This is a genomic window from Methylobacterium sp. NFXW15, assembly GCF_049887755.1.
Lineage (GTDB): Bacteria > Pseudomonadota > Alphaproteobacteria > Rhizobiales > Beijerinckiaceae > Methylobacterium.
In genome coordinates, this window is sequence record NZ_JAGEKG010000003.1 from 144,996 (window position 1) to 159,756 (window position 14,761).

Below are 14,761 nucleotides of genomic sequence, written 5' to 3' on the forward strand. Positions count from 1 at the left end.
GCCACACTGTGGCAGCGTGGCCATAAAATCGATGCAAGTGTGGCGATGAACGCTTTGTGAGCGCTTCTCCACGACGCTGGGATTCCTAGCAGGCCAGAAGGAGGGCCCGCCTCCGATTCGAGCCGATCGGGTTCCGTCCCTCACACCTCGTCGGCGGCGGGGATCCACACGGCGGGCTCGCGCTGCGCCGGGCGGGCCGGGGAGGCGGGCACGCCGCGGATTTGGGCGAGTTCCGCGAGTTCGGGCGCCATGGCGGTGTCGTCCGCCGTCAGGAACAGGCCCCGCGCCCGCGCGGCGCGGCCAAGATCGGAGCGGCTCGTCCAGACGCTCTGTGCCGGGCTGGTCAGCAGAGCCAGCGCCACCGGAGCGAGCCAGAGACCGAGCCAGAGGTTGCCCGCAAAGGCGAGCCCCAGGAGCATCATCGCGCCCACCACCACCGCGTCGGCCTGGAGCCGGAACGCTTCGGCCCACGAGACCTGCCGGTCGTCGCGCTCCTGCGTTTCCCAGCGCACCACCTTGCCGAGGAAGGTCGCGCAGACGGCGCCTGCGGTGAACAGGGTCATGACCGGCCACAGGATCACCCACACGGCCTGTTCCAGCGCCGCGCTGACGAGGAGCCGCCCCGTGCCGCCGAAGGAGGCCCGGCGCTCGCGCGAGGCGAGGACATGGGTGAGGCTCAGGAGCTTCGGCGCTGCCAGAACCGCGACGGTGAGCGCCGCCAGCGCATGGGCTGCCGCGCCCGTCCCGCCGAGCCCGTAGGCCAGGAGGCCGAGATCACCGCTGCGGGCCGCCTGCCACGCGCCGAGGCCGAGGAAGGCGATCCAGAGCGGAAGCACGAAGTAGGAGAGGATACCGACGCCGATATGCCAGCGGCTCGCCCCGGTCAGCCCCGCCCAGGGCAGCACGCGCAGGTGCTGAAGATTGCCTTGGCACCAGCGGCGCTCGCGGCCGAGCAGGTCGATCAGATTGGTGGGCATTTCCTCCCAGGTGCCCCGGAATTCCGGCAGGAGGCGCACCTCCCAGCCGGCCCGCACCATGAGCGCGCCTTCCACGATATCGTGGCACAGGATTTCGCCGCCGAGCGGCGCCCGGCCGGGGAGAACCGGTAGTCCGGCATGGGCGGCAAAGGCCTCGATCCGCAGGATCGCGTTGTGGCCCCAGTAGCTGCCTTCAGGCCCCTGCCACGTCTCCAGGCAGCGCAGAGCCAGCGGCGCGTAGAGCCGCACCGCGAATTGCTGCACCCGGGCGAACAGGGTGTCGCGACCGGCAGCATAGGACACGGTCTGGATCAGGCCGACCTTCGGGCTCGCCTGCATCAGCCGCGCGAGGCGGGTCATCGCCGCGCCGGTCATGAGGCTGTCGGCGTCGAGCACGATCATGAACGCGTATTCGTGGCCGTGGCTCGCACAGAACTCCGCGACGTTGCCCGCCTTGCGCCCGACATTCTCCCGGCGGCGGCGGTAGCGGATGCGCGGCAGATCGGGATCGGCCGAGGCCCAGGCCTGGATGCGCGCGTATTCATGCTCCTCGACGGCGGCGATGGCGCCGTCGCGGGTGTCCGACAGGACGAAGATGTCGATGTCGTCCGTGCCCTCGCGCGCCAGGGAGCGGGCCATCACCCGCAGCCGGGCGAAGACCGCCACGGCATCCTCGGCGTGGATGGCGACGATGGCCGCCGTGCGCCCTTCGCCCTGGGGCATGGGGACGGCGGATTCCGCCGCCCGCTCCAGGGCGGAGGCCGCCCGATCCCCGAGCAGGCCCGCGACGAAGCCGTAGAGGTACTGCCAGGCGGTGAAGGCCTGCCAGCCCATCACCAGGGAGAAGGTGGCGAGCAGCGCCCAGGCGAGGGCATCGCCCGCCGGGTAGGCCGAGGCCGCGAGCCACGCGATGGCTCCGGCGGTGGCGAGGCTCGGAAGGGCCAGGGCGAGGCGCCGGGCCGTCAGGGCGCGTCGGCTCCCGTGCCACGCTTCTGGGAGCGTCGACGGAGCGGGCGGATCGCGGTGAGGAGGGGCGCTGTGAACCATGGGCGCGGGAACTCGACCGAGGCGGACGAACGGCGCACCAACCGGGCGGGCGCCATGGGACGGAACAGTCGGCGCGAGGACAAAGACCCCGCACCCCCGGCACCGCCGGAGGCCGACCGATCGATCCCCCCATGCCGCCACCGCGGTGCGTGCGATGCCTCGCACCGGGCGGCCGGTCAAACTTTGAGTAGTGGTATCGGCATGAATATCGACAGAACGGCGGCGCAAGCTGCCGTTCGGGCGGGATTTTCCGACGCGGAGGGCCGTTTCAGGCCAGCATGTCCTCGATGCGGATCGGCAGACGGCGCTGCCGGCGGCCGGTGGCATGGTAGACGGCGTTGGCGATCGCCGCATTCACGCCGATGATCCCGAGCTCCCCGAGACCCTTCACCCCGAGGGGATTCACCCGCTCGTCGGGGTCCGGCACGATCAGCGCTTCCACCGTTTCGACATCGGCGCTGGTGGGCACGAGGTATTCCGCGAGATCCGGATTGCGATAGGCCGCGCCGTCCAGCACCGTCTCCTCCAGGAGCGCCGAGCCGAGGCCCCAGATCATCCCGCCCTTCAACTGGCTGAGGGCGGTGAGCGGGTTCAGCACACGCCCCGCTGCGAAGGCGCCGGTGAGCCGGGGCACCCGGATCTCACCGGTCTCGGCATGCACATGCACTTCGGCGAATTGCGCGCCGAACGCCCAGGACAGCGCATCCTCCGGCAGCGTGAGCCCGATATGGCCTGCGCGCAGGGCCTTCAGAGCATCCGGCTTGCCCCCCTTGGGCACGAATTCGGCCACGACCTCCACCGGCTCTCCGGCCTTCGCGACGGCGTGCTGGTCGCGAACCTGCGTGCAGGCGAGAGACAGGGCGCTCATGAGGCTCGTCGTCGTGCTCGACCCGCCCGAGATGCCCGCCGGCGGCAGATCGGTGTCACCGAGATGGACGATCACCCGTTCGACCGGCACGCCGAGCCATTCGGCCGCGCCCATGGCGAGGAGCGTGGTGATGCCGTTGCCGATCTCGTGGTGAGCGGCCGCCACCTCGACCGATCCGTCGGCGGCGAGGCGAACCCGGATGGTCGCGGCGGCGATCTTCACCGGACGCACCGAGGCGGCGCAGCCGAGGCCGATCCGCCATGGGCCGTCCCGTAGGGCACCCGGTCGCGGCAGGCGCCGCTCCCAGCCGAAGGCCCGCGCCCCGGCCTCGAAACAGGCGATGAGCGGGCGCGACGTGAAGGGCTTGCCGCTCACCGGGTCCGTCGCCGTGTCGTTCCGGCGCCGGAGTTCGATCGGATCGAGCCCGAGCTGCCACGCCATCTCGTCCATGGCGCTCTCCAGAGCGAAGAGATACGGCACCTCGGGCGGCGCCCGCATCGGGCCCGGCGTGTTGCGATCGACGCGCGTGGCCCGCTCCTCCGTTCGGATCGCCGGGCAGGCATAGAGGCTGCCGGTGACGTCCGCGCCCTCCATGGCGAAGGGATCGAACCGCGAGGTCACGACCTCGGCCTCATGGACGAGGGCGGTGAGGCGGCCCTCCGCATCGGCGCCCAGGCGGATGTCGTGGCGCGTCTCGGGCCGGTAATTGGCGATGGTGAAGCATTGTCGCCGGGTCGGGACCAGGGAGACCGGGCGTCCGAGCCGCTTCGCCGCCAGTGCGACGAGCGCGGTGTGCTGCGACAGGGCGAATTTCGAGCCGAAATGCCCGCCGATCAGCCCCGAGACCACGCGCACTTGTGCCGGATCGAGCCCCAACTGCGCCGCGAGCCCGTGCTGCACGGCGCCGACGAAGCGGGTCGGCTCATGCACGGTGAGCGTGTCGCCTTCCCAGGCGCAGCGGGTGGTGAACATCTCGATCGGGTTGTGGTGCTGCGTCGGCGTCTCGTAGCGCGCCTCGATCCGGTGGAGCGAGGCGGCGAAGGCGGCGGCGGCATCGCCCGTGCCGATATCCTCGTGATGAGGTTTGAGGTCGGCCAGCCGAACGGTCTCGGCGCCCGGCGCGTCGAACCCGGCTGAGGCGGGCTCTTCCTCATAGGCGACACGCAAGGACGCTGCCGCCGCGGCGGCGGCCTCCACGGTCTCGGCGACGACGAGAGCGACGATCTGCCCGGCATAGGCAACCGCCTCGGATTCGAGCGGCCGGTGCGAGGAATTCGCGTACCCGCCCGCCATCAGATGCGCCACGGGCGCGACGGAACCGGCGAAATCGCGATGGGTGAAGATGCCGAGCAGCCTGGGCACAGCCTCGGCCGCGCGTCGATCGAAGCCGATGATCCTCCCCTTCGCGAAAGCACTGGTGACGAGGGCCGCGTGGGCGAGCCTCCCTGCTTCCTCCGTCCCGGGCCCGTCCGACGAGTAGAGGGCTGCCCCGGTGACCTTGGCCGCCCCCTCGATCCGGACGTGGTCCCGGCCCAGCACTGCACCCATGACGGTCTCCCGCTCTCCCGGTAGAACCACCAACCGGCGACCGGCATGCGGGGCTCCCGCGATCATTGTCCCTGCGGCGCCAAGACCCCCTTCGGATCGCGTCGGCCCAAGAGCCCGGCAACAAGCCCTTGCCCTCGGCGCTCCGGCCGATTATGAGCCCCTATCCGCAGAGATCGAAGGTCGTGCCCCGCGCGCGTCCGGAGTGCTTTACGGTGCGCGGCTCAGGCCGGGCAGGAGAGGTGGCAGAGCGGTTGAATGCACCGCACTCGAAATGCGGCATGGGTGCAAGCCCATCGGGGGTTCGAATCCCCCCCTCTCCGCCAGTCGTGCTAAAAGCTCAATTGTCACGGGAAGTTGCTGTTACGCGCCGTGTTCGTACGGCCCGACTGGTATATTCGGGGGGGTACATATGCCCTTACCGATGGCACGTCCCTGGAAGCATCCCGATAGCGCCATCGACTATGTCCGTAAGGCCGTCCCGGCTGCACTGCAGCCGCTCGTCGGACGAGCGATCGAGAAGCTCAGCCTACGCACGAAGGATCCCGCGGTAGCTCGCACTCGCTTTGTCGAAGCGGTCCGCGAGATCGAAGTGCGTTGGGTAACAGTCTCGGCTGGCCCCACCGTGCGGACATTCGACGTCCGGCAGGATCAAGCCGAAAGCCGTGGGTTCGCTTTGTAGCCGGGCCGCCGCAAAAGCGGGTAAGCTTATACTGCCCCATCTCATCATTGGTACCAGGGCGCGCTGCGCTCAAGTGGCGGTATAATAATACGTTTAATAGTGCGCCGTCGTTGTCACGGGCGTACTTATGCGCGGATTTACGTTAGAAAAATTACTTATCGTCGGAATAATAAGTAAATACATAATAAGTTTATTCTATAACAGGACGATGAGAGCGATTTATCGCGCCTCATGTCATGTCGAGGGACATGATCAAAGCTTCACGGAACCCCTCAAACTCGACCGTCCGCCAGCGGTAACATTGATAGAAGCGGACGCGCCCGCTGGTGATCGCTTGGACCGGGATCACAAGGTCGAAACCGGGAGTGCGGGCGGCAGGAGTATTCAGGTGCGCTTCGATATCCGGCCGCTCGAGGGGGGCCCCGATACAGATCCGGCTTCGCCCATTCTCTTCCCAGCGGGCCACGACGCAGAGGGCGGGACCTAGCCCTCTCAGGAAGGCCCAGCCCTGGCACCGGATACGGCGAACGTCTTTGTCGGTTGAGAGCGTGACCGCGTTGAGGTTCGGCGCACGGCGGATCACCTTGATGAAGCGGCGCCGGAAGGTGGCAGGGAGGGTCTCTGTATCCCGACAGAGGCCTGGCTCTTCGCGCACCTGGAGCCGGTCGGGCAGCGTGATCGCCGGCCCTCCGCCGCGCCCGGTACGCAGGACGATCTGGTAGGGGGTTGGCTGCAATCCGTCCAAGGCCGCTACGAAGCGGAGCGTCCCGTCCAGCGCGGCGTGCGCTTCCGCATCGAGCCGCAACTTCGTGCCGTCGTGACCCTGAAGCCAGACTTCGACCGCCTCTGCCGGTGTATCGGGCATCCGGGCCTCGAAGGCCCAGAGCTCTGCGGTCGAGCCGAGGAGCACCCCATCGCAGGCGGGTAGGCTTTGCCGTGTGCGTGTGGGCAAGGCCCTGCGCGGCGTCGTTGCCGGGACTTCGCCGGACTTCTGCACGGCGCGGAAATGGCCAGCCCGCGCAACGTCGAGACCGCTTGCGACGAAGATCCGCAGCAACCCGCGGATGACGACGCGGTGGGTCGCCGTCACGTGGATCAGGTCCACCGCGTGGCTTCCGAAGCTTAGGCCGTCCAAGTCCACCTGCCCGGCGAACCCGGCATCCCGGGCTGCAGACGCTTGCAGGTGGTCTACCACGTCCTGTCGGCTCTCCATTCGAAGGGGAGCGTAGGAGGTGCTCACGCCGTCGCTGAAACGGAGGTAGGTCCGGTAGGGACCCTGGCTCTCCGACAGATGCATCCAGCCGCGCAAGGACAGGCTGCGAAAGACGACGGCGTGTCCGCTCCGATCCAGGCGGCGGCGCTGATCGGTCCAAAGACCGTCGAGCGCCCATGCAAGACTGGGATGGCTCAACGGTCGTTCAAGAGCGGGCTTGGCTGCGTCTTCCTCCGGGAGGGCGTCGATGCGGTTGACCGCCGCAAAGGTGTCCGGAACGCTGTTGCCATTCGGGACGCGGTTTCGGTCCCAGAGGATGTCGCCGCTCACCCAGGAGGGCGCGTTCAGCTGGAGGGCCAGGTCATCGAGGCACAGGTCGTAGCTGCCGGGGCGTCGGTTCGGGATGCGGTCGTGCGGACAGGGCCGCCGTTCCATGAGGTCGGCATACAGCGTGTGCAGGGCGTCCAGATGGGAATCCACCGAGGGAAAGACCTTGCGCCGAATGGCGGCGCGAAGATCCGCGAGCCGTTCCCGGTCGAAAAGGAGGGTCAGAAGCTTGGCCCGGACCGCGCCGGGATCGTGCGGCGGTACGCGGAAGCCATCGATCCCATCACTGACCCGTTCGGAGGGCGCACCGAGGTCCGTGACGATGGGGACGAGGCCGGCCTGCCACGCCTCCGTCAGCGCGATCAGGTAGGTCTCGGGCCAGATCGAGAGATGAAGAGAGACGTCGCAGCCCTGCAGGAGCGCAACGATACCGCGCTGATCGTAGGCGCCGTGAACAGTCACACACTCCGCCGGCAGGCCGCTCAAGCGGCCAGCATGATGGGCGCTGACCTGACCGTAGATCCGGAAATGAAGAGGATAGGCCTCGCAGGTCCGGATCAATTCGATGATGTCGTCCCCACCCTTGTGGTGGGTGAAGTTGCCGATCACCGCGACGACGAGCGGCTTCGGCGCATCGGCCTCGTTTCGCTCAACGGGCACGACGTGGGACGGCGTCGGGGTCAGCATCGCGATCTCGACGACGCGGTCCGGCGTGATCTGCGGATAAGCGGCGCGCAGGTAGGCGCCTGTCGTGGTGGTGCTGGTCACGAAGGCGTCCACCGCACCGACCACATGCTCCATGAACGCGTCGCGCCGCGCCTTGGCACCGGCGGGATAATTGTGGCTGGCGGCGAGGCAGGCATCACACTGCTCGCGCCCGCGGTGGGCCACGTCGCAGAAACGCCCGTTGTGATCGAGGAGGAGCCACCGCTCGCAGATCAGGTAATGGTCGTGGAGGTGATAGACCACCGGCACGCCGCAGGCACGGGCGATGAGCGGCAGGCTCAGGGGCCAGTGCAGCAGGTGGTGGATGTGAACGAGGTCCACCCGATACTCGAACAGGATGCGGGCGAATTGTCCTTCCACGAGCGGGTCGGTGAGCCGGGGCAGGCCGACGGATCCACCCGGCAGACTCAACGCGACGCCGGGCCCCTCCAGCCGCATCTCCCATTCCTCACCCCGGAATACCGGGAAGAGGAACAGCAGATCATAACGATCGGCGAGGCCCGCGAGCGCCTCCTGATACACCTCGACTCCGCCGCCCTCACGCTGGCCCATGCGGTTGTGGGTGAGGATGAGTACGGTCCTGCGCGGGAGCGTCGTCGGCAACCTCCGGCCGAGGGGAGACTCACGCCGCCGACAGGAAGCCGCCCGCTCCAGCAACGTCACGATCCGATGGTCGTAGAGGTGTTCGGCCAACGTTCGCGCACGCGCGGCACGGGCCTGGGCCAGACGCTTTTCGGGCGCCGCCAACATGCTGGCGATGGCCTCGGCCGCCTCCGCGTCACCCGTACAGAGCAGGAATTCCGCGCCGGCGGTGTAGTAGTCCCGCACCTCCGGCTCGGGCGACACCATGACTTGAAAGCCGCCCGCCAGGGCGGTCTCAAAAAGGCGCGGCGGCGGCGTCGATCCGGCCGCCTGCTCGTCGGCGTTGCCCGTGAAGACGCGCGGTAGAGTGAGCACGACGCGACTTCGGTTCGCCAAGCGTGCGAAATCGACGTTGCCGCAGCGCCATTCCGTAGCGAGCGAGCGGTCATGCAGGTCGGGCGGCCCCAGATGAACGTTCCAGGGCAAAGCGATCTTGACCCGCAGGTCGGCGGGCAGGAGCCCCAGGATCGTGTTCAGGCTGGCGACACGGTTGGGCCAAGCGGTTCCGATGAAGAGCAGGTCGTAGAGGAAATGGCGGTCGTCTGAACCGACATCGAAGTCTTGGAAGAGCCGGCTCGCGGCCAGAGGCAGGTGAACGGCGCGGCCCTCGTAGGCGGCGACGCTGCTCCGATCGTTGGTGAAGACGATGTCGAAACAGTCGGAAAAGCGGACGTTCGATGAGCGCTCGTAAGGGTCCTCGGTGGTCCACAGAATGCTGAGCCGGGCCAGGCGCGCGAGCCGGCCGAGCAGCGGCGCGTGCATCTTGGCCCCGCCGAAGGCCAGGAAGGTGTCGAGGCCTTCCGCCACGAAGGTCGCGAGCGCATCCCCATGGTGCGCGACGACCACCCGCGCCACATCGGGATGACGCCGCAAGGCGTCCGCGATGGCGAGGACGATGTAATGGTTGTGGGTCCGTGGCTCGGTGTCGAGGAGTAGGATCGAAAGGCCCGTCATACGCGGACCGACACCTGCGGCGTCACATGATCTCCCGCGAACAGGTCTCTGAAGTCGACAGCAGTGATGTCGGGGCGAAATCCACAGAGATCCAGCATACGCTGGGCGCGGCATGCGTACGTGTGGTCCCGCAGGGCCCGTCGTTGCGCCCTCTCGGCGATCGCGAGGATCGCCGCCGGCTCATCCTGTGCCCGTTCGATGGCCCGCGCGATGTCCCGGGGGCCATCGATGAGGAGGATTTCCCGCTCTGGTTCGAAGACGTCGCAGATCTCCAGGCCGGTGGTGAAGAAGAGTTGCGTCGAGCCCGAGAGCGCGACCTCGAAGGTGCGCGGCCCCGGGGTCGCCTGCGGCAGGGCGAAGCGTCGGTTCGCGATGTCGAGCTCGCGGCCGATGTTCAACGTCAGCCAAGCGGCGGCGGCATGGTCCGCCATCTCGTCCGCGGTGAGGCGTCGGTTGCTCGCGCACCGCACATCGGTCGGCCAGTCGGATCCAAGAATTTCCACCGGGTGCCGGGACAGAAGCTCGTCCGCCTGTCGAAGCAGAGAAATGCGGTTCGGATAGGCCACGCCGCAGAAGAAGACCGTGATGTCGCGCGACAGATCCGGGCGGATGCGACGGAGATGGCGCGTCGGGGATGCCGCCAACGGAAGATGGTGCACCGATCCGTGCCTGTAGTGATGGGTAGCCCAGCCATCGTTGGAGAAGACGACGTCGGCCAGGATCTCCGCCTTGAAGGCATAATCGAATTCGTAGGGATCCTCGGTGAGCCAGAACGCGAGTTGAGCCCCCACGGCATCGGCAGCTCGCCGTAGCGCGCCGAGACCCGCGGCATCGGGCACGAGACTGCCGACTGCGATCACCAGCTTGGGGCGCAGGCGCTGGACCCGCTCGCACGCCAACTCCAGCGGCGCCTGAGCGACAGCATTCTGCCCGACACGCTCCCTCAAACCTTCGACAAGATAAGATCTGATTGCTGAATTGACGTTTAGCGCGTCAGTGCTCGTGCTTGTTACAAAAACCTGTAGTGCATCAGTATCGATATGCTGCGCAATATTCATTCGTTTCGCCTGTCGGCGGCTGGCGTTGCGAGCGTTGGATTTTCTCTTCAAGTAGCAGTAAACGCAACTCTCAGAGTTGTCCATAAAACATCCTATTAGTTCTGTTAAAGGGCAATATAAGCATCATAGTAATTAGGTTTCGGCAATATAATCGGGACAAAATGGCAATCAGCACCAAGGAGCGCGTGGCCGAGCCGGCTCACACCGAGCCGGCTCACACCGAGCCGGCATCCGAGCCAGAGGGCCCGGGCGCCCTGACCGCGGCCAACATCCTCCTGCCCATCGAAGATTTTTTGTCCGGGGACGTGCTCTTGCTCGGATCGGTCGCACCGGGCATTCGCAGTCGCACATCGGAACTCGCGGCCACATTGACCGTCCGCAGCCGAATGCCCTCCGAGGTGGAGCCCCCTGACGCGTACCGCGGCTACGACACGATCGTGGCCTTCGATATCCTCGCCGGGACGACGGTCGACGGCCGGCACGGTTCAGTCCCGACGGACGGTTCCGTTCTGACCCGGTTGCGCGCGATCCGGCAAAACCTCAGGCCGGACGGCCGACTGATCCTGGCCCTGGACCATGGGGCGGCGGAGCAAGACCGGGCCGCTGCTGCGCAGGGCTCCTTATGGCATCCGGGCCACCGGGCGAGCGCCTGGACCCACCTCCGTCAAACGCTGACGGCGGTCGGCCTCGCGCATCAGCACTGGTGGTTTCCGTTTCCCAGCCATCGCGAGGCGCGCACCATCCTGTCCGAACACGGCCTGTCACCGCATTCGGGGCTCGATGCCGGAGCGTTGGCGGGCGAGGCAGTCGCCGCGCGCAAAGCTTGGCGGCGCATTGCGGAGGCAGGAGACCTTGCGGATCGTGCCCCCGCCGCACTCGTCTTGGCCTCCGCCGCCCCTCTCCCGGCGGATCATCGTCTTGCCCTGCACATCGGCCATGAACGGCGGCCGGAGTTCAATAAGGTCGCCACCATCCTGGCTCGGTCGGAAGGACCTCCGATGGTCCTGCGTTCACCGCGCCATCCCGGGCTGGCCCGTCATGCGGCCGGCATCACCAATCGATTTCCAGCCGAACCCCTCGCGCCCGGTCGGCCCTGGCCCGAGGCACTGGAGGAGATCCTGGCCCACGACGGCTGGACCGAGGCCGATCTCGCACCATGGGCGGATCGTTGGATCACAGCTCTCCGCGCCGAGTTCCTGGGCGCCGGTCCGAGTGATCCGTTGCCCGATATCGACACGCACCTCCCCGGTCATGCCTTCGACGCCGTCCCGCGCAACCTACTCGTCCACGGCGACCGGGCTACCTTCATTGACCTGGAATGGGAGCTCGATGCACCCTTGGATTTCGGGCACCTGCTCGTGCGCGGGCTCGTCGATACCGTCCTGACCACCCCCATCGCCGGTTGGCCCGCCCCCGAGAGCGACCCGACCTACCTGACCTTGCTACGTGCAGCCACCGCTTGCCTCGGCGCCCCCCTCTCTGACGCCGCCATCGCCGAGCGCCTCGACCGCGAAGCCCGCTTCCAGCAAATCGTGAGCGGGCGTGAGACGAACCGCAACTTCGCGTGGCTCGCCTCCACGCACCCCGTACCCCGCGCGCAGTTGCTGATGCGCGCGAGGGGCCTCGCTAGCGAGGTCAAAGCGCTGCGGACCGAACGGTCCAACCTCGTCGCTGCCATCGACGACGCGCGGGCACAGACCGACCGCGTCATCGCCTATGCGGCGGAACGCGACCGCGCAGTGGAGCGCCTTGAAGCCGAGCTGGCAGAGATCGAAGCCCGCCTCGCGCTCCCCCCGCCGGAGCCACCGCGCCCGGCCATCCGCCTGGGCCGGGCATTCCGGCACTTGATTTCCTCCAAGCGGACCTAGCGTGATGCGCCTGTTGGTTGCCTGCGATCATCTGGCCCTGACAGGGGGATTGATGCGGTTCGAGCGCGTCGGGCAGGTCCTGGCACGCTGGGGCGGCGAACTCGCTTTCCTGATGCTCGGCGAGGGGGGCGAGGACCGGCCAGCCGGCTTCGCGAGTGCGCTCCGGTCCTTGTCTCGCGAAGCCGCACTGAACGAGAACTGGGATGCCGTCATGGTCCCGGGTGGCGGCTTTCCCGACGCCGTCGTGGCGCGCTTCGCGACCCTGCGCCATCCACGCCTGGGCCTACGCGTCCAGCATTTTCTGAACGGCCCCGGCCGTCGTGACGCTTATGAGCGCGTGACGCAGGCTTTCGAGCCCGATCTGATCCTCGTCAACAATGCGCATTGGCCGGAGGCGGATCTCGAAGCGTTCGGCCGTCCGTTCCGCCGAGTCTTGGGCGGTGTCGACGCGACTCTGTTCGCGCCTCCCGTGGTCCGGCCTCCCAACACCGGGCGAAACCGCCTCGGCGCCATCGCGAATAAGAATCCGGTCGCCTTGATCGGTGCCCTGCGCGCCCTCGGTGACGATTGGGAGCTCCACTGGTTCGGCCGACCCGACCCCCGCGAGCCGGCGCCGCCGGACGACCTCCTGGCATCGGGGCGGATCGTTCGGCACGGCCCCCTGTTCGGAGAGGACCTTGCCGCCTTCTACGCCGGCCTCGACGTGTTCTGCAGCGCCGAGCCTCAGGCGGGCTGGTGCAACCCCGCCGCAGAAGCCATGGCCAGTGGAACGCCCCTCGTCACCACCCTGCACGGCACCCTGGCCTTCGCCGAGCACGATGTTACCGCGCAGGTCCTCGCTACGGCCACGGGCCCGGCCATCGCAGCGGCCGTCCGAAGCTTGCGCGCCGATCCCGAACGAGCCGCCCGATGCGCACGCGCCGGGCGCGCCCGCATCCGCAGCTTCACCTGGGAGGCCTACACGGCCGATCTCCTGGCAGCGATCCGCGACGGGCTCGCCGACGGGACCGGTCCGGCCTGGGCAACCAAACGCATCGGAGACCTCGCGGTCGAGCACGGGCCCGCTCCGGGGGACTTCGATCCTCTCGGATACATCCATCTCCACGCGGATCTCGCGGCTCTGTTCGGGCGCCCGTGGCAGGGCATCCTGCACTACCTCGAACATGGACGCCGCGAGGGGCGCCCCTATCCCTCGACGCGAAGTCGGGCGCAGGAGAAGGCCGAGCAGGCCCCGCGCATCGCGCTCGTCCTCGATGGGCTCGATGGTTCCGGCAAGTCCAGCATCGCCCGCGAGGTCGCGCAGCGCATTGGGGCGACGGTCCTCAACCCCTTCGGTGGTCAGATCGGCGGCCTCATGGTTCTGCTGGCCGAGCGGGGCGAGCACGCCCTGGCCGATGCCGTCGCACATGCGGCCGTGGCGCTTGCCCTGCGACACGCTCCCGACGGCCCCGTGGTCTTCGATCGCCACTGGTTCACCGCGTCCCAACTTCTCTCGCCCACCTACCGCGCCGGCTGGGCGCCATACCCGTACACGGTCATGTGCTGGGCGGATCGGCCGACGACCGTGGCGCGCATGATCGCACGCGGGGATGTCCACGCACGCGAGCGCATGAGTGCCGAACGTGTTCAGACATACCGGCGCTTGGCGGATGAACTCGGTCTTCCGCTCATCGACACCTCTCACCTGTCCGCAGCGGCAGCCGCCGAGCGGATTCTGGAGGACATGCGGCGCGTCGCCGGGGAATCGTCCGTCATCGCGTGACGATGAGTTGGGAATGCGCCCGGAGCATTACTCTGAAAGGCCCCCTCACTCTCGCCGGTGCTGTGTGAGAGACTTCAGCGCGTCAACGAGCTGCCCTTCGAACAGTAAAGCGGAGCCATAGTGGAATTCGGGATCGAACGCGTGCTTGGCGTTCATCACGGAGGACGCGCTCTGCATGGCGATCAGCCGGCCGCCTTCGTCGAACAGCCCCGATCCAGATCCGCCATAACCGTCGTTGCAGTCGTGACGGATGCGACGGATGCCGTCCTCGCCCGGGGGATCGATGCGACGGACGGTGCAGTGCTCCAGGCTGCTCTCGCCCCGGTAGTTCTCGTGGCCAGCGGGAGACACCATGGTCACCGAAAGGGACACGTCTCCCGTCGGGAGGCCGGGGGGCGGCGGCAGCGGCTGGGGGGTGACATCCGTTGGAGTCGCCAGGCGCAGGATCGCCCAGTCGTCGGTGATGTGCAGGGCAGTCGCACCCGGGGCTGTCCCGAGTTGGAGGCTGTCGGGCACGAACTCATAGTTGCGGCCCGCGATCTGAAAGTAACAGTCCGACACCTGCCGCGTCGTCTCCAGGCGACGGCTACGGAAGTTGTGAGCGTTGAGAACGACGATCGTGGGCTCGGCGATCAGCCACGCCGCGGCCGCCCGCCGTGGCACCCCGTCCGGCCGGCGGCACCACAGGACGCCCGCGCCCTTGTAGCGGTCGAGATCGGCGCCGGTGAGATCGCGTCGTCCGTCCTTTGGATAGAGAGCGGCCAGCCGCGGCTCGCTTTTCGAGACACCGGAGAGTCCGAGCAGGGCGACACCCAGAAAGGGGAGGGTTCGGGTCCACCGGTGCCAAGCTTGCCCGTGTCCCATCTCGCCCCCGCCACGACCGCGCTGCCGGTGAAGGGATCAATGGTTGGGCATGCGCCCCGCCGCCGTCAAGCAGTTCTGGTGCATTCCATCCTATCTGCCCTCTATTGCCGATTTATCCCGCCAACAAATAACCGACATCCTAGAGACAATTCCTGAAGTCTCTCTGTAAAAATAACAAGCGATCGCGGTTGTAATAAGTCTTTTATAAGAAACTTGCGCGGGCAAGTT

The 14,761-nt window shown here is 67.6% G+C and carries 8 protein-coding genes and 1 tRNA gene; 4 read left to right on the top strand and 5 right to left on the bottom strand.

Annotation, left to right across the window (positions count from 1 at the left end):
* Positions 1-140: 140 nt before the first annotated feature.
* The gene (mdoH, locus tag J4O73_RS07920; protein ID WP_426216211.1) at positions 141-2,024 is read right to left on the bottom strand and encodes a glucans biosynthesis glucosyltransferase MdoH; all 1,884 of its coding nucleotides are present in this window, start codon (positions 2,022-2,024) and stop codon (positions 141-143) included.
* A gap of 268 nt (positions 2,025-2,292) precedes the next feature.
* Complete coding sequence (locus J4O73_RS07925) at positions 2,293-4,440, bottom strand: xanthine dehydrogenase family protein molybdopterin-binding subunit (protein ID WP_426216213.1); 2,148 nt, start codon at positions 4,438-4,440, stop codon at positions 2,293-2,295.
* Between the two features lie 233 nt (positions 4,441-4,673).
* On the opposite strand from J4O73_RS07925, the gene J4O73_RS07930 reads away from it, so the two are divergent.
* Together J4O73_RS07930 and J4O73_RS07935 are read left to right on the top strand one after the other, a co-directional pair.
* Positions 4,674-4,763, top strand: a tRNA-Ser gene (locus J4O73_RS07930).
* Positions 4,764-4,861: 98 nt separating this feature from the next.
* The gene (locus tag J4O73_RS07935) at positions 4,862-5,119 is read left to right on the top strand and encodes a DUF6538 domain-containing protein (RefSeq protein WP_426216215.1); all 258 of its coding nucleotides are present in this window, start codon (positions 4,862-4,864) and stop codon (positions 5,117-5,119) included.
* Positions 5,120-5,348: 229 nt separating this feature from the next.
* Here the strand turns inward: J4O73_RS07935 and J4O73_RS07940 are convergent, their stop codons facing one another.
* Positions 5,349-8,981 (bottom strand): glycosyltransferase family protein, encoded by a 3,633-nt coding sequence (locus tag J4O73_RS07940; RefSeq protein WP_426216217.1) that lies wholly within the window; start codon positions 8,979-8,981, stop codon positions 5,349-5,351.
* Positions 8,978-10,039 (bottom strand): CgeB family protein, encoded by a 1,062-nt coding sequence (locus J4O73_RS07945; protein ID WP_426216219.1) that lies wholly within the window; start codon positions 10,037-10,039, stop codon positions 8,978-8,980. Before J4O73_RS07945 ends, J4O73_RS07940 begins: the two co-directional genes overlap by 4 nt.
* A 161-nt stretch (positions 10,040-10,200) precedes the next feature.
* Between J4O73_RS07945 and J4O73_RS07950 the strand changes: the two genes are divergently transcribed.
* Both J4O73_RS07950 and J4O73_RS07955 read left to right on the top strand, forming a co-directional pair.
* Entirely contained in the window at positions 10,201-11,907 is a 1,707-nt protein-coding gene (locus tag J4O73_RS07950) for a hypothetical protein (RefSeq protein WP_426216221.1), read from the top strand.
* Positions 11,908-11,911: 4 nt separating this feature from the next.
* Positions 11,912-13,669 (top strand): glycosyltransferase, encoded by a 1,758-nt coding sequence (locus J4O73_RS07955; RefSeq protein WP_426216222.1) that lies wholly within the window; start codon positions 11,912-11,914, stop codon positions 13,667-13,669.
* A gap of 45 nt (positions 13,670-13,714) precedes the next feature.
* Here the strand turns inward: J4O73_RS07955 and J4O73_RS07960 are convergent, their stop codons facing one another.
* A complete protein-coding gene (locus tag J4O73_RS07960) occupies positions 13,715-14,533 on the bottom strand; it encodes a trypsin-like peptidase domain-containing protein (RefSeq protein WP_426216224.1) in 819 nt (272 codons plus the stop codon).
* Positions 14,534-14,761: the final 228 nt, after the last annotated feature.

What these genes read in the sequence shown, in the direction of transcription:
- mdoH (WP_426216211.1), bottom strand. Translation starts at nt 2,024, where the DNA reads ATGGTTCACAGCGCCCCTCCTCACCGCGATCCGCCCGCTCCGTCGACG.
- J4O73_RS07935 (WP_426216215.1), top strand. Translation starts at nt 4,862, where the DNA reads ATGGCACGTCCCTGGAAGCATCCCGATAGCGCCATCGACTATGTCCGT.
- J4O73_RS07960 (WP_426216224.1), bottom strand. Translation starts at nt 14,533, where the DNA reads ATGGGACACGGGCAAGCTTGGCACCGGTGGACCCGAACCCTCCCCTTT.
- J4O73_RS07955 (WP_426216222.1), top strand. Translation starts at nt 11,912, where the DNA reads ATGCGCCTGTTGGTTGCCTGCGATCATCTGGCCCTGACAGGGGGATTG.
- J4O73_RS07940 (WP_426216217.1), bottom strand. Translation starts at nt 8,981, where the DNA reads ATGACGGGCCTTTCGATCCTACTCCTCGACACCGAGCCACGGACCCAC.
- J4O73_RS07950 (WP_426216221.1), top strand. Translation starts at nt 10,201, where the DNA reads ATGGCAATCAGCACCAAGGAGCGCGTGGCCGAGCCGGCTCACACCGAG.
- J4O73_RS07925 (WP_426216213.1), bottom strand. Translation starts at nt 4,440, where the DNA reads ATGGGTGCAGTGCTGGGCCGGGACCACGTCCGGATCGAGGGGGCGGCC.
- J4O73_RS07945 (WP_426216219.1), bottom strand. Translation starts at nt 10,039, where the DNA reads ATGAATATTGCGCAGCATATCGATACTGATGCACTACAGGTTTTTGTA.